17 protein-coding genes are annotated in these 24,513 nt (G+C 60.6%); 4 read left to right on the top strand and 13 right to left on the bottom strand.

Annotated features, from left to right (window positions below; all coding sequences use genetic code 11):
* Positions 1-35: 35 nt before the first annotated feature.
* Positions 36-440, bottom strand: a complete 405-nt coding sequence (locus AC07OF_RS20110; protein ID WP_038612989.1) for a TraR/DksA family transcriptional regulator — start codon at positions 438-440, stop codon at positions 36-38.
* A 436-nt stretch (positions 441-876) separates the two neighbouring features.
* Here AC07OF_RS20110 and AC07OF_RS20105 point away from each other — a divergent pair, with 436 nt between their 5' ends.
* On the top strand, positions 877-5,418 hold the full coding sequence (locus AC07OF_RS20105; RefSeq protein WP_495073366.1) for a hypothetical protein: 4,542 nt from the start codon (positions 877-879) through the stop codon (positions 5,416-5,418).
* A 48-nt stretch (positions 5,419-5,466) separates the two neighbouring features.
* Here AC07OF_RS20105 and AC07OF_RS20100 read toward each other — a convergent pair whose 3' ends face one another.
* The 8 genes from AC07OF_RS20100 to AC07OF_RS20065 form a co-directional block, all read right to left on the bottom strand.
* Positions 5,467-6,240 (bottom strand): enoyl-CoA hydratase, encoded by a 774-nt coding sequence (locus AC07OF_RS20100; protein ID WP_038612991.1) that lies wholly within the window; start codon positions 6,238-6,240, stop codon positions 5,467-5,469.
* 14 nt (positions 6,241-6,254) lie between these two features.
* The gene (locus tag AC07OF_RS20095; protein WP_038612993.1) at positions 6,255-7,382 is read right to left on the bottom strand and encodes an acyl-CoA dehydrogenase; all 1,128 of its coding nucleotides are present in this window, start codon (positions 7,380-7,382) and stop codon (positions 6,255-6,257) included.
* 8 nt (positions 7,383-7,390) lie between these two features.
* Positions 7,391-8,584 (bottom strand): acetyl-CoA C-acyltransferase, encoded by a 1,194-nt coding sequence (locus tag AC07OF_RS20090; RefSeq protein WP_157193299.1) that lies wholly within the window; start codon positions 8,582-8,584, stop codon positions 7,391-7,393.
* A gap of 17 nt (positions 8,585-8,601) precedes the next feature.
* Positions 8,602-9,369 (bottom strand): SDR family NAD(P)-dependent oxidoreductase, encoded by a 768-nt coding sequence (locus AC07OF_RS20085; RefSeq protein ID WP_157193300.1) that lies wholly within the window; start codon positions 9,367-9,369, stop codon positions 8,602-8,604.
* Between the two features lie 12 nt (positions 9,370-9,381).
* The gene (locus tag AC07OF_RS20080) at positions 9,382-11,034 is read right to left on the bottom strand and encodes an AMP-binding protein (RefSeq protein WP_157193301.1); all 1,653 of its coding nucleotides are present in this window, start codon (positions 11,032-11,034) and stop codon (positions 9,382-9,384) included.
* A gap of 128 nt (positions 11,035-11,162) precedes the next feature.
* Entirely contained in the window at positions 11,163-15,746 is a 4,584-nt protein-coding gene (locus tag AC07OF_RS20075) for an NEL-type E3 ubiquitin ligase domain-containing protein (RefSeq protein ID WP_495073365.1), read from the bottom strand.
* 75 nt (positions 15,747-15,821) lie between these two features.
* A complete protein-coding gene (locus AC07OF_RS20070; protein WP_157193303.1) occupies positions 15,822-16,847 on the bottom strand; it encodes an AraC family transcriptional regulator in 1,026 nt (341 codons plus the stop codon).
* 70 nt (positions 16,848-16,917) lie between these two features.
* A complete protein-coding gene (locus tag AC07OF_RS20065; RefSeq protein WP_157193304.1) occupies positions 16,918-17,781 on the bottom strand; it encodes a LysR substrate-binding domain-containing protein in 864 nt (287 codons plus the stop codon).
* Positions 17,782-17,893: 112 nt separating this feature from the next.
* Here AC07OF_RS20065 and AC07OF_RS20060 point away from each other — a divergent pair, with 112 nt between their 5' ends.
* Entirely contained in the window at positions 17,894-19,000 is a 1,107-nt protein-coding gene (locus tag AC07OF_RS20060) for a 2-aminoethylphosphonate--pyruvate transaminase (protein ID WP_038613007.1), read from the top strand.
* A gap of 30 nt (positions 19,001-19,030) precedes the next feature.
* Entirely contained in the window at positions 19,031-19,858 is an 828-nt protein-coding gene (phnX, locus tag AC07OF_RS20055; protein WP_157193306.1) for a phosphonoacetaldehyde hydrolase, read from the top strand.
* A 97-nt stretch (positions 19,859-19,955) separates the two neighbouring features.
* On the opposite strand, the gene AC07OF_RS20050 is transcribed toward phnX, so the two are convergent.
* Positions 19,956-20,510, bottom strand: a complete 555-nt coding sequence (locus AC07OF_RS20050; protein ID WP_157193307.1) for an NADPH-dependent FMN reductase — start codon at positions 20,508-20,510, stop codon at positions 19,956-19,958.
* 145 nt (positions 20,511-20,655) lie between these two features.
* On the opposite strand from AC07OF_RS20050, the gene AC07OF_RS20045 reads away from it, so the two are divergent.
* The gene (locus tag AC07OF_RS20045) at positions 20,656-20,874 is read left to right on the top strand and encodes a hypothetical protein (protein WP_157193308.1); all 219 of its coding nucleotides are present in this window, start codon (positions 20,656-20,658) and stop codon (positions 20,872-20,874) included.
* On the opposite strand, the gene AC07OF_RS20040 is transcribed toward AC07OF_RS20045, so the two are convergent.
* The 3 genes from AC07OF_RS20040 to rnhA form a co-directional block, all read right to left on the bottom strand.
* Entirely contained in the window at positions 20,858-23,119 is a 2,262-nt protein-coding gene (locus AC07OF_RS20040; RefSeq protein WP_495073364.1) for an Orn/Lys/Arg family decarboxylase, read from the bottom strand. The two genes, AC07OF_RS20045 and AC07OF_RS20040, sit on opposite strands and share 17 nt — an antisense overlap.
* Before the next feature lie 77 nt (positions 23,120-23,196).
* Entirely contained in the window at positions 23,197-23,994 is a 798-nt protein-coding gene (gene dnaQ / locus AC07OF_RS20035; RefSeq protein WP_157193310.1) for a DNA polymerase III subunit epsilon, read from the bottom strand.
* A 37-nt stretch (positions 23,995-24,031) separates the two neighbouring features.
* A complete protein-coding gene (gene rnhA, locus AC07OF_RS20030; protein ID WP_038613019.1) occupies positions 24,032-24,478 on the bottom strand; it encodes a ribonuclease HI in 447 nt (148 codons plus the stop codon).
* Positions 24,479-24,513 lie beyond the last annotated feature (35 nt).

Genomic DNA, 24,513 nt, shown 5'->3' with positions numbered 1-24,513 from the left:
AGGATCGCTCCACGGGGCCTTGGAAAGACTGCCGGTCAGGCCTGACGCTGGTGCTTGTCGATCTGCTCGTGACGCTCCTGAGCTTCGATGCAGTACTTGGTGGTCGGACTGATCAGCAGGCGCTTGAGGCCAATTGGCTCACCGCTGTCGTCGCACCAACCAAAGCTGTCGTCCCTGATTCGCTCCAGGGCCATCTCCAGTTGTGGCAACAGGCGCTGGTCGCGATCGATAGCGTTGACCAACCAGGTACGTTCTTCTTCAACAGAGGCGGCATCTGCAGGGTCAGCTGGAGTGTCCAGACTCTCGATAGCTATGCGGCTCTGTTCGATGCGCTCCTGGGTCTCGATTTTCATCGACTGCAGCAACTTGGTGAAGAACGCATGTTGCTCGGCGTTCATGTAGTCATCGGCCGGCATGGCCAGCAACTTTTCCTTGGTCATCGATTTCTCTATGAAAATAACGTGCATTTAAGCGATTGGATTGCCATCACCGACAGTTCGCCGACGGCGGAATTCTTCAAGCACCCTACGGCACTCTATTTACGAGGGGCGGGAGTCTAAGGCGCCACGTCGCACTGGGCAACAAAAATGACAGCGCAACAGGCTTAAACGGCCTGGAATCCGCCAATCGGCCCCGTAGACCTGCCCGCCAGCCCTCCAAGGCATGCCTGTTTACCCGTCCCTGGCGCAGTAAACACCTAACATGCAGTAACAATTGCCCTGCTGCCAGCCCGGCAACGGGCTCTGAGCACAGCTGAAGCAAGAGCCGCTTGCCGAAACTGAACGTCCTGTCGCCGCAGGTGCTATCCCGTTACGACCCTGTTGACCGATGCCTACGGCTGAATCAGCGCTTCACCCTTTGTGGAGCCGCCCCCCTATGAGCCTGCAAGAACGTCTCGCCCTCAACACCGATCTCGATTGCGCTGTCGCCGATCATTTCAGTCTGCGCCCGACCCTGTTCGAGGTATGCGCACGCCTCCTGGTCGAGCAATGGTCCGAGCGCAAGATAAGTCATCACGACCCTCTCTTGCTCTTTCTGGTCAGCATCGACAGCACGCCGCAAAAGACTTACGTGCGGCCCCTGTACCAATCCCTGGCGGAGCGATTTTGCCGTCGTGCGACACTTAACCTTACCACTGGAGAGGACTTTCTCAGCCTCAATGAAGACGCAGACCCGCAAGGCGCCGTTGACATCGACCTGCATGCAATTGAACAGTTGATCAATGAATGCGGTCCTTTCCTGCTGGAGCAATACCAGCGTGCCCTGGTATCGTTCTGGAGCGAATCGGACCGGTCAGGGCAGACGCCTTGGCAGTGGTATGCCAACTACCTCAGACAACACTTCAAGTCAGCCATCGACAGCAACTTCGACGCTGGCACGTTGAGCCAGACCACCGCCGCCATGGCCAGGCTGATCTACAGCTACCCTGCCCCTCAGGACCGTAGCGCTTGGCCCAATGCCAGTAAACTTGACCTGCTGCAACTCGAACTGGACACCTCAGCCAGCGCCTACCTGGATATCGATCTAGCCAGTGCGCTACTGCTCGAACATCCAGACAGTGCCCCAGAACGCTCTGTCACACTAATTTACACAACCTCCGGACAGTTGGTTCCGATTGCCTCACGCCAAGCACTACTCGACGGGCTTGGTCGACTATGGCCGAAGCTGACCGCCTCGCGCCCGAAACTGCAACTGACGCAAACAACAACCAACAATTTCGAGGCCCAGGCCCAGGGAGTACTCCATCAACAATTGCGGACTATTGCCGCACTGGCGCAGCAGTATCAATCCGAATACAGCGCCCCGCTGATGAGCCTCGAAATGGACCGCCTGACTTCCATGATCACCCTGTGCAGTGCCACGGAGCAGAGTCTGCGCAAGCAACTTGTCGAACACCTTCCAGACTGGCTGCGCAGCACCACAGGTCCACTCATGCGCCGCTATGGCGCGATGCTCCTCGATGCAGCCCAAAGCTACGACGACGCAGCGGGGCAATTCTGGCTCGATGGGATAGACGACGCCGAATCGTTCAGCTACCAGCAACTGGCGAAGCAAATCAGTATTGACCATCCGGGCAGCGATCTGGCGGTTCGCGACGTCGTGATCATCAACCATCAGGTCGAAGCGGCAGCGATACCCGGCCAGGATGCGTTGATCATCGATGGAACGGTGCATCCAGTGCGCTTCTCACTGGCCCAGCTGGCAATCGGCAACCTCGGCCTGCTAGCACCCGGCCGGATCGAACTGACCTCGGCTTCAGGGCAGACCTTGCCTACCTGGCTGGACGAACGCTACATGCGTCAGTTGATCAGCAGGCTGGACATCGGGACGTCCTACCCGCAGATGCTCAAGCACAACATGCTCGATGATGCTGACCAGCGACAACTACGCCAGCGCCTGTTCACTGCCCAGTTACGCACACAGATCCCCGCATTCGCCCTGGAACTGCACCTGCGTGACAACAGCTTGAGCGAGACCGCGGTGAACGGCATCAGCCAAGTGTTCCAGGCGTTGCCCCCGGCCACGCCGGATGACTGGGTGATGCGCCCGCTGGGCTTGATCAGCGAGGCCGGGGCGACGCCGGACCTGCTGCACAACGCCTGGGTGATCGAGCCCAAAAAACCGGCTGAGCGCCCTTGTGTGCTCTATCGCCCCTTGCATCCACAACCCTTGCTGGAGTTCTCTGACCGCCTGGCCCTGTTCGTTGCCATCAGCCTCCCGGGAGAGCTGCAGGACGATCTGCTCCAGCGGCTGCCCGAAGCTTCCCGCCGCATTTATGCTCACGGCGGGTTTATGGAGCCGCACCTGTATCACTCCGTCGAGGATGATTTCAGCGTGCCGTTCGGCACACCGGCTCCAGCCGAGCTTTCGCTCGAAGTCCCCGTACCTGACATCGGTACATCGCTCTACCAGGCGTGCGTCGATGAAACTATCCAGCACTTCAAGGCACAGTCCAGCAGCACTGCGGCGACGCGCTGGGCGCGCTGGCAGACACTGGGCTGGCTGCTGTTCAACACGCTCCTGCCACTGGCAGGCAGCACTCTGGCCAAAGCCGCCTGGCTGGTACAGATGAGTGTTGCCCTGGCCGACTTCATCCGCACGGATGCCCAGCGCGACCCGGTGGGCCAGCGTATCAGCCTGATCAACCTGCTGGTCAACGTCGCTGTGCTGTTGTTCTCCCATTCCTACCAGGGCGTGAGCCTGGACACGCAGGAGGTTGAACCTCTTCCGGCGGTCCCCGCCGAACCGCCACCACCCCCACTGCTACCCATCCAGGCCAGTGAAAGCCCGTTGGAATTCAGCTGGGCGCGCCCCGATCACACGCTTAGCGCAACGCAACGCATCGCGCTGGCAAAGCTGCAGGCCGACATCCCCCTGTCACAGTTGCGCAGCCCAATACCAAGTGGTCCCCTGCGCGGTCTGTTCCTGCACAACGATCAGCTTTGGGCAAGTCTGGACAACCAGGTCTACCGGGTCGAGATTGACCCGCAGCGCGAGCAGCCGCGCGTCGTCGGGGCATCCACCACAGATGACGCCGGACCCTGGCTGGCCCGAGACGAGGCCGGTCGCTGGCGGTTCGACCTGGCGCTGCGGTTGCGCGCAGGTATGCCGTTGAGCAAGCAACTGGAGCAGCGTAAACAGGAAAGAGCGCAAGCAAGCAATGCTCTGAAAACCAAACTGCTCAGCGACGTTGAACAGATCAAAAGCCAGAAAGCGACACGCGACAGGGTACTGGAGATGGCCTTAACCGCCACTGATGAACGCCTGGTGCGCAGTTTTCTGGAGAAAACCCAAGGCTATGCCAGGTTCTGGAGTGAACATCTGCACACTCTGCAGGAAAGCAACAAAGACGAATCGTTCCAACAGTACAAAGTGGTGCGGGCAACGGCGCTGTACGAGCTTATTCGTTGCGAGCGATCGAGCTATAGCTCACTGAAAAAACTCTATCGTCCACTGCGTTTGCAACTGGTCGCCCTGGTCAATCAGGCGCCTGAGCTTGAAGGGCTTCCCGAAGCCGATAAGCGAATCAGCAGAAATCGCCTGGACACCATGAAGTCGCTGCTTGATCAATTGATCATCGGTACTGAGGCGCTGAACGACGCTCGCGGGCAACTAAAGCGTTTGGCCAGCCGACACCAGGCAAAGATCGCCGAGCTCAATCAAGAAGTACAGTCAAACCAGGAACCCAGCTCAGAGCATCTGAGGTGGCATTTCCTGCGGGCGGAAAACAACTTCAACCGGTTGGCCCTGCTCTATTCACTGGACGACCTGGGCACCTACTGGCTTGACCGTGCCTGGAAAACCCTCAACCTGAGTATTGCGCAAAGACTGCGTCTGACCGATCTTGAGCAGCCTGCGGTCGAATTGAAGGTCCGCCTGCTGCGTAGCATCGATGAGCAGCTCAGTGCCACGTTGCGCCAGCTCGACAACCTGAAAGCACTGCTCAATGACCCCGCTGAATTGCAGGTACTGGGCGAGCTGCGTGGTGATGTACAACATATAACCGATGGTGTGCAGCAGGACCTGACCGATTTTCCTGACTACCCGCCCAGCAGCACGGTCAACCAACTGCGCAATCAGGCGCCCGGTTTGATCGAGACAACCGAACATGGCCTGCTGTTGGCACAGCCCCGGACGGGTAATGATTCGCTGGTCGACATTCCAGGCCCGGACAACAAGACACCATCACGCACCTATCGACGGCAGCAGGATGACTGGATCGAAGTAGCAGACCACCCGGCCCCCAGCCTTTCGCAAGGCTCATCACGCTCGCTGAAACGCTTGCTCAAGGACAGCCGTACGCGGATGGCAAACGCGCACCAAGTCCTTGAAAGCCTACAAACGACAGCGTCGGCCAGCTATCTGCCGATCGAGATCGAGGAGCTGCTTGAACACCAGCAATCGCTGTTGGAAACCGAGCGTCAGGCCATCGAACAGCGCTTGACCGATGCAAACCAGACCGATGAAGCAACCCACGCTGAGGATGCTGCGCTGACGATGAAGGCGCTCGACGAGCTGGCCCAAACCCTCGTAGCTCAGGCTCTGGAGCTGCGGACCCAGGCTGCGTTAAGACAGAACCCGAGAATGGGTGAGGTGCAGTACCTGATTGATCACGATCAGGTCCAGGTGCGCGCTGCCGGCCCGCGCAGGCAACTGGCCAAGGTCAAAGGCCGGGCAGACGATTTTCTCGACGAATACGAGATCAGCCACCATGACACGGGGCTGTGGTATGCCCACTTCCACTATCCCGCCATGAGCACACCGCGCGAAGGCTTCATCGTCGGGCACCTGAAAACTGCGGCCCAACGCCATGCCGCCGGCTCCAGTATGATCGATGCTCGCACCGGAAAAACGGTCGACGTTTACCGCGCGCCCATCAATGCGGCATCAGCGGCAAGGTACTTCTTCAGCTTGTAGCGAGATAAGAGGGGCTGGTTCGCACCGGTGCGTAGCAGCCCCTTGGTTTCAACGGTCCTTGAACTGCGCTTCGCGCTTGGCGATGAACGCCGCCATGCCTTCCTTCTGGTCTTCGGTGGCGAAGGCGGCATGGAACACCCGGCGCTCGAAGCGCACGCCTTCTGCCAGATTGACCTCGAAGGCACGGTTGACGCTTTCCTTGACCATCATGGTCATCGGGATCGACTTGCTGGCGATGGTTGCCGCCACCTTCAAGGCTTCTTCGAGCAACTCGGCCTGCGGTACTACGCGTGCCACCAGACCTGCCCGCTCGGCTTCCTCGGCGCCCATCAGACGACCACTCAAGCACAGCTCCATGGCCTTGGCCTTGCCGACGGCACGGGTCAGACGCTGAGTACCGCCCATGCCGGGCAACACGCCGAGGTTGATTTCCGGCTGGCCGAACTTGGCATTGTCGGCGGCGAGAATGAAGTCGCACATCATCGCCAGCTCGCAACCACCGCCAAGCGCGAAACCGGATACCGCAGCAATGACCGGCTTGCGACGGTTGGCGATACGGTCGGCATCGCTGAACAGGTCATCGACATAGATCTGCGGATAGCGCAGATCGGCCATTTCCTTGATATCGGCGCCCGCGGCAAAGGCCTTGGCCGAGCCGGTGAGCACGACGCAACCGATGTTCGGGTCGGCTTCCAGCTGATCCAGGGCCTGATTGATCTCGCCAACGATCTGCGCATTGAGCGCATTGAGTGCCTGCGGACGGTTGAGGGTGATCAGGCCGACCTTGCCGTGGATGTCCAGCAAAATGGTTTCAAATGACATGCAAGCTGCTCCCTTCAAAGATTGCGCGCAATAACCATGCGCTGAATATCACTGGTGCCTTCATAGATCTGGCAGACCCGCACATCGCGGTAAATACGCTCCAGCGGAAAGTCGCTCAGATAGCCATAACCGCCGAGGGTCTGCAAGGCATCCGAGCAGACCTTTTCGGCCATTTCCGAGGCAAACAGCTTGGCCATCGACGCTTCGACCAGCGCCGGACGCCCGGCATCGCGCAGGGCGGCGGCATGCAGGACCATCTGCCGGGCGACAGCGACACGGGTGGCCATATCAGCCAGGCGGAAAGCCACAGCCTGATGCTCGATCAGCGCTTTCCCAAAACTCTGGCGCTCACGTGCATAGTCGCGGGCCACTTCAAAGGCGGCGCGAGCCATGCCCACTGACTGCGATGCGATACCGATACGGCCGCCTTCGAGGTTGGCCAGCGCGATCTTGTAGCCCTCGCCTTCCTCGCCCAGGCGGTTGGCGACCGGCACCCGCACATCGTCGAAAACGATCTGGCAGGTGTCGGAAGCGTGCTGGCCGAGTTTGTCCTCGACCCGGGCAACCTGATAGCCGGGGGAGTCAGTCGGGACGATAAAGGCGCTGATACCGCGTTTGCCGGCAGCGGGATCAGTCACGGCGAAGACAATCACCACCCCGGCATTCTGCCCGGAAGTGATGAACTGCTTGCAGCCGTTCAACACGTAATGATCCCCCTCACGCCGGGCGCGGGTCTTCAGGCTGCTGGCATCGGAACCGGCCTGGGGCTCGGTCAGCGCAAAGGCACCGAGCATTGCGCCACTGGCCAGAGGCTTGAGGAACTGCTGCTTCTGCGCGTCATTGCCAAACTTGAGGATCGGCACACAACCCACCGAGTTGTGCACGCTCATGATGGTCGAGCAAGCGCCATCGCCAGCGGCAATCTCTTCCAGCGCCATGGCGTAGGCCACGTAGCCGGTATCGCTGCCGCCCCATTGCTCCGGCACCAGCATGCCAAACAGACCCAGTTCGGCCATCTCCTCGATGGCCTCTTTGGGAAAGCGATGCTCACGGTCCCATTGCTCGGCAAACGGCCGCAGGCGTTCCTGAGCGAACTGACGGACCGCGTCACTGATTTGCTGTTGTTCGTCATTGACTAGCATGGTGCACCTCAGTACAAACACTCGACGGCCATGGCAGTTGCTTCACCACCGCCGATGCAGATCGCCGCGATACCGCGACGCAGGCCTTTCTGGCGCAGGGCTGCCAGCAGGGTGACCAGGATTCGTGCGCCCGAAGCGCCAATCGGATGGCCCAGGGCGCAGGCGCCACCGTGGATATTGACCTTGTCGTGCGGCAGGTCCAGGTGCTTCATCGCCGCCAGCGTGACCACGGCAAATGCCTCGTTGATTTCGAACAGATCGACCTCGGCCAGGTTCCAGCCGGTGCGCTTGATCAGTTTGTCGATGGCGCCAATCGGTGCAGTCGGGAACAACGCCGGGGTATCGGCAAAAGCGGCGTGACCATGGATGACCGCCAGTGGTTTGAGCCCGTGCTTTTCAGCCTGGGAACGGCGCATCAGCACCAGGGCCGCAGCGCCGTCGGAAATGGAGCTGGAGTTGGCTGCCGTGACCGTACCGCCGTCACGGAACGCCGGTTTGAGCTGGGGAATCTTGTCCAGGCGCGCCTTGGGCGGCTGCTCGTCGTCACTGACCAGGCGCTGGGTCTTGCCTTCGGTCACTTCTACCGGGACGATTTCGCTGGCAAAGCTGCCGTCCTTGATTGCCTGCTGGGCACGAGTCAGCGAGGCAATGGCAAAGTCGTCCTGCTGCTGACGGGTAAAACCGTTGCCCTCGGCGCAGTCCTCGGCAAAGGTGCCCATCAGGCGGCCCTTGTCGTAGGCATCTTCCAAGCCGTCGAAGAACATATGGTCGATGATCTTGCCGTGGCCCATGCGATAGCCGCTGCGCGCCTTGTCCAGCAGGTACGGGGCGTTGGACATGCTCTCCATGCCACCGGCCACCACTACATCGGCGCTGCCGGCCAGCAGCAGGTCGTGCGCCATGATCGCCGCCTGCATGCCCGAGCCGCACATCTTGTTCAGTGTGGTGCAGGTGGTGCCCTTGCTCAGCCCTGCGCCCAACGCCGCCTGGCGTGCTGGCGCCTGGCCCAGACCGGCTGGCAACACGCAGCCGAACAGCACCTGTTCGACGCTGTCCGGGGCAACCCCGGCACGCTCGACCGCAGCACGAATGGCCGCAGCGCCCAACTGTGGCGCGGTGAGGCTTTTCAGGTCGCCCTGCAGGCCGCCCATGGGGGTGCGCACGGCGCTGACGATTACAATCGGATCATTGGCGAGGGTCATGATAGGTACTCCTGCAATTACTTGGCGGCCATACGCAAGGCACCGTCAAGACGGATCACCTCGCCGTTGAGCATGCTGTTTTCGATGATATGCCGCGCCAGCGCAGCGTATTCCTGTGGACGACCGAGGCGTGGCGGGAACGGTACTCCGGCGGCCAGCGAATCGCGCACTTCCTGGGTCATGCCAGCCATCATCGGGGTCTCGAAAATACCCGGGGCGATGGTCATCACGCGGATGCCAAAGCGCGCCAGTTCACGCGCCGCAGGCAGGGTCAGACTGGCGATCGCGCCTTTGGACGCAGCGTAGGCGGCCTGACCGATTTGCCCGTCGTAGGCGGCAATCGAGGCGGTATTGATGATCACTCCACGCTCGCCATCGGCAGCTGCTTCGCCTTCAGCCATGGCCGCGGCGGCCAGGCGCAGCAGGTTGAAGCTGCCAATCAGGTTGACGTTGATCACCCGGCTGAAGCTTTCCAGACCGTGTGGGCCGTTCTTGCCCAGGACTTTCTCGGCGCCGACGATGCCTGCGCAGTTGACCAGCCCGTGGAGACTGCCGAAAGCGCCAATGGCAGCATCCACCGCAGCCTTGGCGGCGGCTTCCTGGCTGATGTCGGCGACCGCAAAGCGCGCCTTGGCGCCCAGTTCCTGGGCCTTGGCGGCTACGGCTTCGGCATTGAGGTCGACCAGCATCACCTGAGCACCGGCCTCGATGAGCATCTGCGCGGTAGCAGCGCCCAGACCTGAGGCGGCGCCGCTGACGATAAAGTTCTTGTTGGCAATCTGCATGATGGTCTTTCCTCAGGCGCCGGCGGTCGAGGCCAGCGCAGCTTGTTGTTTGGCTATTTCCTGGTTGCGCAGGATGAAACGCTGCAGCTTGCCGCTCGGGGTTTTGGGCAGCTCGCTGACAAATTCGATTTCACGTGGATAGGCGTGGGCATAGAGGCGCTGACGCACATGCTGTTTCAGTGCCTCAGCCAACTCCTCGCTGGGCTGCTGACCGCTAGCCAGCACCACAAAGGCCTTGATCAGTTCGGTACGCTCCGGGTCCGGCTTGCCAACTACGGCAGCCTCGATCACTGCCGGGTGCTCGATCAGCGCACTCTCGACGTCGAAAGGCCCGACCCGGTAACCGGAGGTAGTGATCACGTCATCGCTGCGGCCGACAAAACTGATGCTGCCGTCGCTGTTGAGTTCGACAGTGTCACCACTGAGGTAGTACTTGCCGACGAAGGATTTGGTCGGCAAACCGTGATAGCCCGCGAACCAGCACAATGGCGACTGTTCGCGGTCCACAGCGAGAATGCCTGGCTGGCCGGCCGGCAGCTCGTTGGCCTGCTCGTCCAGCACGACGATGCGGTGACCGGGAATGGCAAACCCCGCCGAGCCCAGGTGCACCGGGTGCTGCAGGCCATGGTGGTTGCACAGCACCATGCCCAGCTCGGTTTGCCCGTAATGGTCGTGAATGGTTACCTCCAGCTCGTCGGCAAACCAGCGGATGACTTCCGGATTGAGCGGCTCGCCGGCGCTACTGACTACCCGCAGACGGCCCTTGATCGGCGCGCTGAATTCGCTGCCGGCGGCGATCAACAGACGATAGGCGGTAGGCGAACCGGCCAGATTGCTGATGGCGTATTTGTTGATGACCCGGCAGGTGCTTTCAACGCTGAACGGGCCATCGAAAAAGGTCGTGGAATGGCCCAGTGCCAGCGGTCCGGTGACCGCGTAGTAAAGGCCGTAGGCCCAGCCCGGGTCGGCGAGATTCCAGAAGTTGTCTTCAGGACGCAAATCGATGGCGTCGCGCATGTAACCCTGGAAGGCGACGATGGCACGCAACGGCACTTCCAGCGGTTTGGCCGGGCCGGTGGTACCGGAGGTGAACATCAGCAGGAACGGCGCGTCGGCACCCAGCAACACAGGCTCGCAATGATCACTGGCAGCCGCCAGCGCCGTGTGGAAGTCGACATCACTGGATCCGTCCCGGGCACCGACGCAGATGATCGTCGGACACCCATGCACATCGTCGAGCTTGCTGCGGTTGAGTGGCTCGGTGACCACTGCCTTGGCGCCCGACTGCTCCAGCCGGTGTTCAATGGCTTTAGGCCCGAAGGCAGTGAACAAAGGTTGATAAACCGCACCCAGGCGCCAGGTGGCCAGTACGGTGATCAGTAACTCGGCGGTACGCGGCATCAACCCGGCGACCCGGTCCCCGACGCCCACCCCCTGGGCCTTGAGCACATTGGCCAGGCGCGCGGCGGACTGTTGCAACTGCTCGAAGCTGTACTGGGCGCTGCTGCCATCGCGGCCCTCCCAGTTCAGTGCAACACGATTGCCGCCGACATGCCGGTCACAGCATTCGACACAGGCATTGAGCGCATCGAGACTGCCAAACAAGGTTGCGCTGGCCACCCGGGGATAGTCGAAGCCGCTTGCGGCCGTAGCGTAATCACGCATCGTCAGACTCCTGATTTTTTATTGTTGGAGTATCACCTTTGATCTGACGATGTTGTCGCCGCGAACGGCGCTCGGCAATGGCCAAAGCGCTCAATTGGGATGAGCGGTTTGGCCGGCGCATAGACCCTTCAATCGTCCGCAGGCAACGTCCGCAGGGCTTCGCGGGTCAGCTGCCCGATCAAATCGCCTTCAGCTTTCCTGAAGTCTTTTTTGATCTGCTCACTACGTGCCAGTACCTCTCCTTCCGGCAAACCGTGCAGAGCCTCCAGTTGATCCCAGAATGGCTGTTCAGCCTGCTGGAACCGCGCAGCATGCTCGCGCTTCAGATACGCTATCCAGAAATCCCTCTGACAGATGTCAGTCACCAGGGCGTCGGTGCCTGACTCCCATCGCACCGTAGCGGCGGCGTTGTGTAGCTGCTGCTGCGTTACCCCGGCGATTCGCTCAAATTGCATGGTCCTTGGTTGACCAGGCAGGTCCAGGGTTCGGGCAACACCGATACGGTAAGCCAGGATGATCTCAACCTCATCTATGCGCACACGCGCCGCTGCATCTTCCTCGGATAATCCGCTATTTCGCAGTCTGTCCGTCTCTAGCGCCACGCGCCGCTCAATGTCCTGACGTGCAATCGCCTCGACTCTATCCAGACGAAACAAGCCTCGCGCCAGACCAAGCAACGATGCCTGCTCTTCCCCTGATGCGCGCCCGCGTAGCGCCTGAGCAACCAGGACACGCACCTCCAGCGTGCTGAAGCACGTGATCACCAGGTCCGCACATCCGCGCTCGCTTGCCAGTTTGAACAGTTCCTGGCGCAGCACCTGTTCGTCACTGACAGCGTCGATTACCGCCCACACCCGTCGAGAGAGGTCCTGTCGGGCTTGCCGATAATCACTGGTTTCGGTCAACTTCCCAAGCAAGAGAAAAAACTCGTTACTGCCGGGTTGCGCCTGCAGGTCATCCCATTGTTTTTCGCGATCCGCTCTTGCCGATGCCTCCAGGGTTGCAAGCCAGGTCTCCCTGGCCTGCGTATGCGCAACCACTGGCGGTGGCAGCACATCCGGCACAGGGTCGGGTGCGTACAAACGGTCAAGCATACCCACCGGTACAGGGTTGTTACGCAGCTCCACGGCACGGCGCGTCTCCAGTGGAGCATTGAGCAAGGCTTCCGGCAACACCGCGATCTGATTGTCACGAAGATCGGCCATCTCCAACAGTCCACACCACTCCAGCCCAACGGGTACCGCCTGCAAATTCGCCCGACGCAGGTTCAGCTCGCGAAGCCGAGACAGCTGGTGGAATTCAAGGCTGATTACACCCAGCGGATTGGCGCTCAAGTCCAGGGTGTGCAAGCGAGATAGACCGCGCAAGGACTCGACGGCTGTCGGAGTCATACGTATCCGGTTACCTGACAGACGCAGGGTAGTCAATTGGTTCAACTGGCGGATTTCTGCAGGCACATCAACCAGCGCGTTGTTGCTCAGGTTAAGCCAGCGCACCCCGGAAAAACAGCGCAGGAACCCTACCGGCATTGCGTCCAGATGCAGACCTACCAGGATCAGATCGCTGATGTGGTTAAAATCCGCATTTGCAGGCAACGTTGGCAAGGTTCTGATGTCCATGCCGACCAGGCTCAGACGATAACCGGCCGATTCCCCGCTCGACGTTACAAGCCGTCGCCCCTCCAGACGCCAGCTCCGACGCAACTCATCGGCAAAGTGTTGGCGAGCCCCGGAAAGATTGCCGGCATGCCCTTGCACCACCCAGGCATGCAGCGCTTCATCAAGCTGACGGTACTGCCGAAATTGCTGAATCAGCCTGATGTAGGCTGTTTCCGGCGTCGCTAATAGATCCGTGACTATGTTGTCCAGAATCCTGGAGCCTAACGTTGGATAGAGTGAGCGTGCCGCGTCGATGAGTGCACGCCGCGAGGGGTGTCGGCCTTCGCCACGACCGCTGAGCAGGTAGCCGAAGCGCCCATCGGGAAGCCGTCGGAGCGGACTGTAGCGCGGCTTTATCTCGCTCAGCCCTGTCAGTTCGAAAAGGGCCTTGCGTCCCGAGGGTAGCCAGCTGCGCAGGGCAGTGTTGATCTGGTCTTTTGCGTTTGCGCCATCCCATGTCAAACGCGCGAGATCGCTCTTGGACAGATGCCTGAGCAGGACTTCGGCCAGACTGTCAGGATCGTCGAGATCGTTGTCCAGTTCTCGACCCTGCGGGTCATAGCAGCGGAAACCGCCGACACCTCTCACCAGCGTGACAGTGACCCCCTCCGGGTCATTGCCCGGATGCAAACGCGCCAGCACACGCCCGGTATCGGAGCCTTCACGCAATTCTATGTCGGCGCTGCCTGATAACCTGGCATGCTTGCGCAACAGGGCAAACACCAGCGAGACCGTTTCTGGCTTATAGCTACTGTTGAGGTACAAGCCTTCGCGCATGCGTGTCAGCTGTGCGAGCTGTAGGTGCGCACGGGCCTGCTCGGCGACTGCCAGGGGAATCCGCTTGTCCGCGACCATCCGTAGACGGTGCGCGTCAGTGGCAAGTTTCAACACATCCAGCGCATAGGCGTCGGGCAGGCCTTTGAAGTCCCGCTGGATCAATGCCAGCATCGCTTTGATATCCTGCGATGTCTGTGTCAACAGCGGATCCTTTGCCACATATTGACGCGAGAAGTACTCGAGCAATTGCTCGCGTAGCGCCGGCGCATCATCAAGGAGGTCTACCCTTTGCTCCTCGATCGACAGCGTGTCAATCTTCAAGGCATCAATGCACCATTGAAACAACTCCGAGTCGTCTTCTCGCCCCTCGCCCAGTTGCTCGAAGAATGTATCTACGCGGGCATCCACGGCAAAGCGCTCCAAGCTGTCACGCAACTCCACCGGTAACGGCCGACGTTCCACCAGCAGACCGCGAAGCTGCGCTTCATCTACATCCGCGACCTTCAGTATCTGCTCGATACGCTGAGCACTCAGGCTCGAAGCCGGCGGCCATAAACGCCCCAGCATCAAGCCGGCCCCTTGCCACTCAATGGGATGTTCGGTGAACAGCTTCCAGCATCGTTCGCCGTTGAATTCTAGCAACGGCCCGAAGCTCGCCTCACGTTGCGGATGACGCAGTTGCCATACGCTACGTCCCTTGACGGACCTGACCTGATAATAGGTTTCGCCGTGACGCCACCAATGCCCGGTGCCATCGGACAGCAGACCATTATCCAGCTCAATCAGGTCGCCGGGCGGGGCAGTGTCCTCATAAGCCGTCACATCACCGGACCACAATCGTGGCTTTCCCGCATCATTCAGCACAGGGGTCAGTTGATCGACCACCGCGCTACGTGTGAAACCCCGGGCCACCAGCGCCGTGCCGGCCACCAGCGCGGCGCTGACCACTACCGTCTCGGCAACCCCGAGCAGGTGATCGATAGCTTCATGCTGGTGACCTTGACTCCAGTCCTGGACCCCTTCGCACACCTCGCAGAGGGTCTGGGCGACCAGGTCGGCCGCCAGAACGGCACCGATAGCCGGGACGAACAAACCTGCCAGGTTGAGTACGGTCAACCCGGCAGATTCGAGAACCAGCAGGCGCTCGGCGCTGGCGCGGGCATTGGCCTGGGCGGTAGGCACCGCAAGAAACCGCGCGTTGTCGCGAATGCGTTGCAACTGCTGGATGGCCAGTGTCTGAAACAGCGGGTCGTAAATGACCTCACAGCTCGCCGTTGCATCGGTCTTCACATCGGCCAGGCGCTTGCGCAATGTCGCCAGATAGTCCGGGCGATCCGCCAATGCTATGCGCTGATTGAATCCTCGCTGATAACCTGGATCGCGCAGCAGATTACCGAGGGCCAGACTGGCTTCGTGCCAGGTGTCAAACGCACGCAGGGATTGCGCAGGATCGTCAGGCAGAAAGAGGATCACACCCTGCACTTTGGTTCGCGGAAAACCGCCAGCTACAGGAATGATCTCTTGCAGCTCAAATGCCAGGGCACCTTCCACACGATGGCCCAGTGCCTGCAGAGCACCGGCATGAACCCTGTCACTTTGCGCGTGGGTCGGGGGCTTATCAGCGACTACCCGACGCAGCATGTCCAGGTCATCAGCCTTCAACTGCTTTTTCAGCGCCGCTATTTCAGTGGCCAGTGCCAATTGCAGGCGCTTGTCCTCGGTAAGCGTGGTCGTGCAATCAGCGTCGAGTACGCTGTCCAGGTGTTGCTGGTATTGCTTGCCCACATCCAGCTCACGACAGAGTCTGACGAGCTGGGCACTGTCTGTCGTCAGCACTTGCTCCGTATGCTCCGCCGACATATCAGCCGGATAGACCAGGCCGGTCTGTTCGAAAAATGGCTCGGCGTCCTTGAAGTTCTGCAGGAACTTCTGCAAAGCCGGCACACGGACAAAATAGCTACTGTGTTCCGTGGGCCCTGTTGCATCGACGCCCAGTTTACGGCGCTCTTCCCGCCATTGTGCCTTATCAAGCTCGACCGTCAGGGAAAGGGACGAAAGCAGCTTGGCCTCCAGCAGAGGTGTGGCGAAGCTGTCCAGCGATTGCAGCTTGGCAAGTACTTTTTGAACTTCCTGCTGGCTTTGCACATGCTTCTCGAAGCGGGTGCGCAAAGTCTCGAACTGTTCATGACTGGTGTCTTTCAGCCAGGCAGGCAGTGTTTGTGCGATGAACGCATCGGTGGCTTTTTCGAGCGGGATATCTTTAGCTGATTCGGACATGGTCGGTACCGATAGGTTGACAAGCTGCCACTCTGCAGTCGCTTGCCCCCCCCCGGCACCGGGAAAACCACCCGTTCAGCCGCCCTCGTCTTCGCGCGCCTGCACCAGCGCGCGATAGTGCCCAGGGTTGCAGCCGAACCACTTGCGAAAGGCTTTGTAGAACGAACTGCTATCGGCAAACCCCAGCCGCTCGGCGATATCGCTCAAGCCTGGCTCTGCCTGGGCCAGCCAGGCGATCGCCAGCTCACGGCGCACACTGTCCTTCAAACCCTGATAGGTCTGCCCCTCCTCGGCCAGTCGTCGGCGCAGGGTCGCACTGGACAGGCACAAGAGACCGGCCAGACTGCGGGCGTCCGGCCATTGGGCGGGATCGAGGCCAAGAAGGTTGGCGCGGATACGCCTGGCCAGGCTTGCCGGGTCACGGTACTTGACCAGGATGTTACCCGGCGCCTCGGCAAGAAAGCGCTGCAGCTCTTGTGGCGTGCGCTTTATCGGCAGTTCCAGGCAGTCCGCAGCGATGATCATGCGGGTGCGTGGACGGTCGAATTGCAGGTTTTCCGAAAACATTACCCGGTAGTCATCACAGAACGGTGGCTCCGAGCAGCGCAGATCGATGGCCAGTATCGGGATACGCCGCCCTGCCAGCCAACAGGCCACGCCATGCACGATCATCCAGAAGGTAAAGTAGGTAAAGGCACGGCGCGGCTGTTCGCGTGGTTCGTTGACGACGATTTCGGCCAGACTCTGTTGACGCACCAGTCCTGGCTGCAAGTCTTCAAGCATCAGTGAGAGAAAGCCCAGGGCAATATCAAGGCCGGCGCCCAAACTCGGTTGAGCCATGGCAGCGCGGGTCAGAAAAGCCAGGCTGCCATTGGGCAGACCGCGCTGGTCCATGGCGAAGAACTCATCGTTGCAGCGCCGCGCCAGCAACCGCCACAGCCGTGCATAGGCGTCCGCGGTAACCCGTGCCTGGGGCAACTCGAGCTGTTCCGGATCGATACCGGCACGCAGCAGCATACCGGCATCGGGCAATCCCGATGGACAGGTCTGCAACAGCGCTTCGCGCACAAGCTGCATGGAAATCGTGTCTTTCTCGCTCATCGGCCATCCAGCGCCAGGTTGCTCGGTGCCGGCCATCTTAGGCCGACCGCTGAAGAATGCCAGCGCTGCATCAATGCTGTTCGGCCAGACTCAGGAACGCCTGGATCAGCCGCAGCTCACGACGCCGTTGCAAACAACCGATCATGTGCCGGTTGATCAGGCCGTTGCCGGCAATCGGACGCGCCACCACCCGCGGATCATGAGCCACTTCCACCGACGAGACGATGCCGATGCCCAGCTCCGCCGCCACCGCCTCGGTGACCGCTTCGCGGCTGTCCAGCTCCAGTAACACCCGTGGCTGCACCTTGGCCTCGGCGCAGGCCTGATCGAATGTGCGCCGGGTAATCGAACTGGGTTCGCGCAGTACCATGATCTGCCGATCCAGCTTGGCCAACGGTAACTCGCCCTGGCCATCCACCCACGGATGGCCGACGGGCAACAGGGCACACATCCGCGATTCACCCAGGCTTTGCAGGTGCAGCCCCTTGCGCGGCTCGACTTCGGTCAACACGGCCACATCCGCATGTTCGCTAAGCAGTGCGGCCAGGGTTTCCTGGGCATTGCCCAAGCGCAGGTTGACGGTAATGCCAGGGTAACGTGCGCGGAGCTGGGCAAGCATCGGCATGACCCGGTGCGGTCCATCGGCAGCCACCTCCAGGCGCCCGGTAAGCAACTGGCGATTGGCCTCAAGCATGGCCTGGGCCTCCTCGGCCAGACCAAACATCGCCCGGGTGATCGCCGCCAGGCGCGTGCCCTCCTCCGTCAGCTCGACGCGCCGTGCGGTGCGCCGCAGCAAAGTGATCTGGTAATGCTCTTCCAAAGCCTTGATATGCCCGGTGACCGCCGGCTGGCTGATGAACAGCCGCGCCGCAGCACGGGTAAAGCTGCCCTCACGGGCCACGGCGTCAAACGCGCGGAGCTGGAACAAATTCATATCTATCGGCCTGACTTATGGCTGGCATAACAACAAACAATTTGATTGATGACGCGCAGAATTGCAACTTAGGCCCCGTAGTTTCAGCCCACCGCTTGTGAGGAACTTCGGAATGAGCAACGCCCCTATCCTGCTGACCCCTGGTCCTTTGACCACCTCGTCCCGCACCCGCCAAGCGATGATGGTGGACTGGGGTTCCTGGGACCGTGACTTCAACCAACTGACCGCCAGCCTGTGCGAACAATTGCTGGCCATCGTCAACGGCGCCGACAGCCACCACTGTGTGCCCCTGCAAGGCAGTGGCACCTTCGCCGTCGAAGCCGCCATCGGCACCCTGGTGCCTCGCGATGGCAAGGTTCTGGTACTGATCAACGGTGCCTATGGCCAGCGCCTGGCGAAGATCTGCAAGGTCCTGGGCCGCGCCTACAGCACCTTTGAAACCGCTGAAGACCAACCGACCACCGCTGCCGATGTCGATCGCCTGCTGACCGCTGACAGCAGCATCACCCATGTGGCGCTGATCCACTGCGAAACCAGCACCGGCATCCTTAATCCGCTGCCGGAAATCGCCGAGGTGATTGCCCGTCACGGCAAGCGTCTGATCATCGATGCCATGAGCTCATTCGGCGCACTGCCGATCGATGCCCGCGAAGTGCCGTTCGACGCCCTGATCGCCGCCTCCGGCAAGTGCCTGGAAGGGGTGCCTGGCATGGGTTTCGTCTTCGCCAACAAAGCCTCCCTGGCCGCCGCCGAAGGTAATTCGCCGTCCCTGGCCATGGACCTGCAGGATCAACATGCCTACATGGCCAAGACCGGCCAGTGGCGCTTCACTCCCCCCACCCATGTGGTCGCCGCGCTGCACGAGGCGTTGCTGCAATACAACGAGGAAGGTGGCCTGCCTGCCCGTCACCAGCGCTACGCCAGCAACTGCAAAGTGCTGCTCGACGGCATGGCGGCGATCGGCCTGCGCAGCTTTCTGCCGAGCGAGATCCAGGCACCGATCATCGTGACCTTCCACGCCCCGAACGACCCACGCTATCAGTTCAAGGACTTCTACGAACGGGTCAAGGCCAAGGGTTTCATCCTCTACCCGGGCAAGTTGACCCAGGTCGAAACCTTCCGCGTCGGTTGCATCGGCGTCGTCGGCCCGGACGGCATGCAAGCCGCGGTGAATGCGGTGGCCGAAGTGCTGCGGGAAATGGAAGTACTGGATATCTGAAGCGTTGCCACTCTCTCTAGGAATTCGCACATGAACTACAGCAACCCAACACAACTGCAAGCCGCCATCCTCGACTGGGCCGGCACCGTGGTCGATTTCGGCTCCTTCGCGCCGACCCAGATCTTCGTCGAAGCCTTTGCCGAATTCGACGTCGAAGTATCCATCGAAGAAGCCCGTGGCCCGATGGGCATGGGCAAGTGGGACCATATCCGTACCCTGTGCGACCAACCGCAGATTGCCGAACGTTATCGCAAGGTGTTTGGTCGCACCCCGACCGACGACGATGTCACGGCCATCTATGAGCGCTTCATGCCCTTGCAGATCGAGAAGATCGCCGTGCACTCGGCACTGATCCCCGGTGCCCTCGACACCCTGACCGGCCTGCGCAAGGACGGCCTGAAAATCGGTTCCTGCTCCGGCTACCCGAAAGTGGTGATGGACAAGGTGGTTGAGCTGGCCGCTCAGAATGGCTATGTCGCCGATCACGTTGTGGCAACCGATGAAACCCCTAACGGCCGCCCTTGGCCTGCGCAGGCCCTGGCTAACGTGATTGCCTTAGGGATCGACGATGTCGCGGCCTGCGTCAAGGTCGACGATACCGTGCCCGGTATCCTCGAAGGCCGCCGCGCCGGCATGTGGACGGTGGCGCTGGTGTGCTCGGGCAATGCCCTGGGCCTGACCTACGAAGGCTACCGTGCCCTGGCCTCGGACACCCTGGACAGCGAGCGCAAACGCATCCACGCGCTGTTCGAAGGCTCACGCCCGCATTACCTGATCGACACCATCAATGAGCTACCGGAAGTGATCGCTGATATCAACAAGCGTCTGGCTCGCGGCGAGATGCCTCAAGCGGTGTAAATCCTCAGATCCCAATCGCCGGCAAGGCCGGCTCCCACAAGACTGAAGACATCAGGCCACTGTGGGAGCCGGCCTTGCCGGCGATGAGGCCACCGGACTATTTCTGATGCTGGTCAACCCACGCCGCATACTTATCAATGAAAGTCTGCAAAAACGGCTGTACCTTCTCCGACAGCTTGCCATTTTCGTCGAACAGGCTCGCTGCCCCACCGATATACGCCTCAGGCTGCTGCATGCACGGCACATCGAGAAACACCAGTGACTGGCGCAGATGATGGTTGGCCCCAAAACCGCCCACCGCTCCGGGCGAAACACTGATCACCGCACCCGGCTTGCCGCTCCAGGCACTTTGCCCATAAGGCCTTGAGCCGACATCGATAGCGTTCTTCAACACCCCCGGCACCGAGCGGTTGTACTCCGGGGTGACGAACAGCACCGCATCACTGCTGCGGATCTGCTCGCGGAACGCCTTGTAAGCCGCTGGCGGGTCGACATCAATATCTTCGTTATAAAGAGGCAGATTGCCGATTTCGACTATCGTCAATTTGAGGTTCGAGGGCGCGAGCTCCGCCAGCGCCAGGGCGACTTTGCGATTGAAGGACTCCTTGCGCAAGCTGCCGACGACAACGGCTACCGAATACACCTGGCTCATGGCAATTTCCTGACATGTAGGACAAAGGAACTTGTAGGTATAGATGATCTACCCAGCGCCTGAAGTTTTTTTCCACACAAGCAAAACTTACCCGGCAAATCAGTGGTCTATGCCTGACAGAAAACTTTTAGAGGTTGCACGGTAAATGACAGCAGTACTGGTCGGACAGTTTCATGCACGGGACGCAGAAGGCCGCATCTACCCTGTTCATGAGTTTCAGGAAGCCACCCTTGAGGCCGACGGTAGTGCCGCATCCCTGCCTATTACCACTTACAAGCTGGCCATCGGTGACAAGGTCAACCACCTGGGCGACAACCGCTTCGAGCTGGCGCGCAGCGGTGTCGAGATCATCCGCATCCCGTGATGCAATCGACGGTGTAGATCCGCCCTTGCCCGCTGGTTTCATGTTGCAGGCCATGAACGTCGGCAACAAAGCCGGGAAAGCCGCTGTCGAACGCGGCGGCAAAGGCCAGATAGTCAATGATTGAACGGGTCGCCTCGGTAAAGCGCTCGCCTGGCATGACCAGCGGAATCCCCGGTGGGTACGGCACCAGCATCACGGCGGCAACACGTCCAAGCAATTGGTCAATCGGTACCGCCTCCACCTCTCCACGCACCATCCGGTCATAAGCATCGGCGGGTTTCATCACCACTTCTGGTAAACGCGTGAACAGCCGTTTGAGCTGCTTGGCGGTGGCATTGCTGCGGTAGCAGGCATGCAACTGATCGCACAGGTCGCGCAGGCCCAGCCCCTGATAGCGCTCAGGGTCAAGACGGGCGACGCAGGGCAGGCTTTCGAGCAGGTCGGTGTTGGCGTCATAGTTGCGTTTGAACTCCAGCAGCTCGGTCAGCAAAGTGCTCCATTTGCCCTTGGTGATACCCATGGAGAACAGCACCAGGAAGGTATAGAGCCCGGTCTTTTCCACCACCAGGCCACGCTCCCAGAGAAACTTGCTGACCACCGCCGCCGGGATTCCGTGCTCGCTCAAGGCACCGCCTGCGTTAAGCCCTGGCATGACCAGAGTGACCTTGACCGGATCAAGCAGCACATAGTCATCGCTGACTTCACCAAACCCGTGCCAGTCCGCTTGCGGCGCCAACAGCCAGTCACTTGTGCTCACCTGCTGCACACCCTCGACCTGCGGCGGTTGCCAGATACTGAACCACCAGTCGTCGGCAGCAATATGCTTGCGCAAGTTGGCCATGGCCCGACGAAAACTCAGCGCTTCGTCGAACATTTCCTGCAACAGCGAACGCCCGGCCGGCCCTTCCATCATTGCTGAAGCTACATCCAGCGAAGCCAGGATGCTGTACTGCGGCGACGTGGAGATATGCATCATGAACGCTTCATTGAAACGGTCACGGTCCAGCTGTCGTGCGCCACCATCCTGCACATGGATCATCGAAGCCTGGCTGAAGGCCGCCAACAGCTTGTGGGTCGAGTGGGTGCTGAACACCAGAGGGCTGTCAGCAGTGCATGAAGTGCCCATGGCATAGCGGCCGGCAAAGAACGGATGAAACGCCGCGTAGGCGTACCAGGCCTCGTCGAAATGCAGCACCTCGACACTGTTGCCCAGCATTTGCTTGATCAGCTCGGCGTTATAGCAAAGCCCGTCATAGGTGGAATTGGTTACCACCGCCAGTTTCACCTTGGGCGCCCGCCCCTGGGTCAGGGGGTTGGCCTGGACCTTGGCGCGAATCGACTCGGGGCTGAACTCGCTCAGCGGAATCGGCCCGATGATGCCCAGCTCATTGCGCTCCGGGCACATATACAAGGGAATGGCACCCGTCATGATGATCGCGTGCACCACCGACTTGTGGCAGTTGCGGTCCACCAGCACGAGGTCATCGCGACCGACCATCGAATGCCAGACGATCTTGTTGGCGGTGGAAGTGCCGTTGATGACGAAGAAAGTGTGATCGGCGCCAAAGTTCTTTGCCGCCCTGGCTTCAGCCGCCGCCAGAGGGCCGGTGTGATCCAGCAACGAGCCGAGCTCGGGGACTGAAACCGAGAGATCCGAGCGCAAGGTGTTCTCACCGAAAAACTGATGAAACGCCAGCCCCACCGGGCTCTTTCGATAGGCCACCCCGCCGCCGTGCCCCGGCGTGTGCCACGAGTAGTTGGATTGTGCGGTGTGCTGCACCAGCGCTTTGAAAAACGGTGGCAGCAAGCCGTCCAGGTAGTTGTGTGCCGCCCGCGCCACTTGCCGGGCCAGAAACGGCACGGTGTCTTCAAACAGATAGAGAATGCCACGCAGCTGGTTCAGCTCGCTCATGACATCGGCAGGGGCATTTTCCAGGGTCACCTGCTCGCCCAGGGCAAAGATCGGCAAGTGCGGCGCACGCAGCCGGGCCAGGCGGATCAGCTCGACCATGTTCTGCAGCAAATGGGTATTTTCACCAGCGTCTTCGGCAGCGATCAACATGCAGGCCAGACCATGATGGGTCGAAGCCAGTAAGCGGCCTTCAGCATAATCGATCGCCGGAAGAATACTGAAGCCATCCTGGGCCAGTTCCTCGGCAATACCGCGCACGCGCTCACCGGCTAAGGTATCGGCCTTGATGTCGCGGTGAACGATCAGAACAGGGAACTTGAGGTCCTTGTACATGAGGGGGCGCCTGCTCCGAATGACGGGTCGGTCATTTCAGGGTAGAAGCTCGCCAGCCCCCTTGCGCGGATTCTGCCTCAGTTGGCCTCGGACAATTGCTGCCACAACGCCGGACCGCCCGCCGATTTGGCTATGGCTTCCAGGCGTGCCAGATGAGCTTCCAGTTCCTGCTCGGTAGCCGGAATGATGCGTCCCGGCTGACGACCGATGAGGCGGCGGATTTCGCTGCCACGGCTGTCTTCGCCGTTTTCCTCGCCATCGGCGCCCTGCCCGGCCAGTGACAGGCTGGTCTGGCCGCCGGTCATGCTTAGATAGACGTCGGCCAGCAACTCCGAGTCGAGCAACGCGCCGTGCAGCTCACGGCCGGAGTTGTCGATGCCGTAACGCTTGCACAATGCATCGAGGCTGTTGCGCTGCCCCGGATGCCGCGAGCGGGCCATCATCAGGGTATCGAGGATGGTGCAATGCTGGGAGATATCGGCGCGGTCTTGCTGGCCGATCAACGCGAATTCGTTGTTGATGAAGCCAACGTCGAACGCCGCGTTGTGGATGATCAGCTGAGCGCCCTGGATGAAGTCGAAGAATTCATCGGCCACTTCGGCAAAACGCGGTTTGTCGATCAGGAAGGCGTCGGTGATGCCGTGTACGCCGATGGCGCCTTCGTCACTTTCGCGATCCGGTTGCAGATAGACGTGGAAGTGCCGCCCGGTCAGGCGCCGGCCCATCAGTTCGACACAACCGATCTCGATGACCCGGTGGCCGTCGGTAACCGGCATACCCGTGGTTTCGGTGTCGAGGACGACCGACCTGTTGCTCTGAATCTCCACGCCGGTGGTCTCCTGTCGCGTACAGCTTGTCTGGTGAAAGCCGGGCATTCTACCTCAGCTGGTGGGCAAGTGGCGGCTGGCGTGCTCAGCGCAGCCCGCGTACTTCGTCAACGCCGCGGTTGGCCAACTGGTCGGCGCGCTCGTTGCCATGATGGCCGATGTGCCCGCGCACCCACTTCCAGGTCACCTTGTGGCGCCCGACCTGCTCATCGAGCAGTTGCCAGAGGTCGGCGTTCTTCACCGGCTCCTTGGCAGCGGTTTTCCAGCCGCGCTTTTTCCAGTTGACCATCCACTCGTTGATGCCTTTCATCACATATTGGGAGTCGGTGACCAACAGCACTTCACACTCACGTTTGAGCGCTTCCAGGCCCTTGATCGCCGCCATCAGTTCCATGCGGTTGTTGGTGGTCTCCGGCTCGCCGCCCCATAGCTCCTTTTCGACGCCCTTGCAGACCATCAGCACTCCCCAGCCGCCCGGGCCAGGATTGCCCTTGCAGGCACCATCGGTAAAGATCTCGACGCTATCGCTCATTTACAGCCTATTCATCAATGATTGGAGCCCGCGCC

It is taken from the genome of Pseudomonas sp. GW821-FHT10B02 (assembly GCF_059415665.1).
The sequence above is the reverse complement of the archived record's forward strand: the minus strand, read 5'-3'. Positions and strand labels throughout refer to the sequence as shown.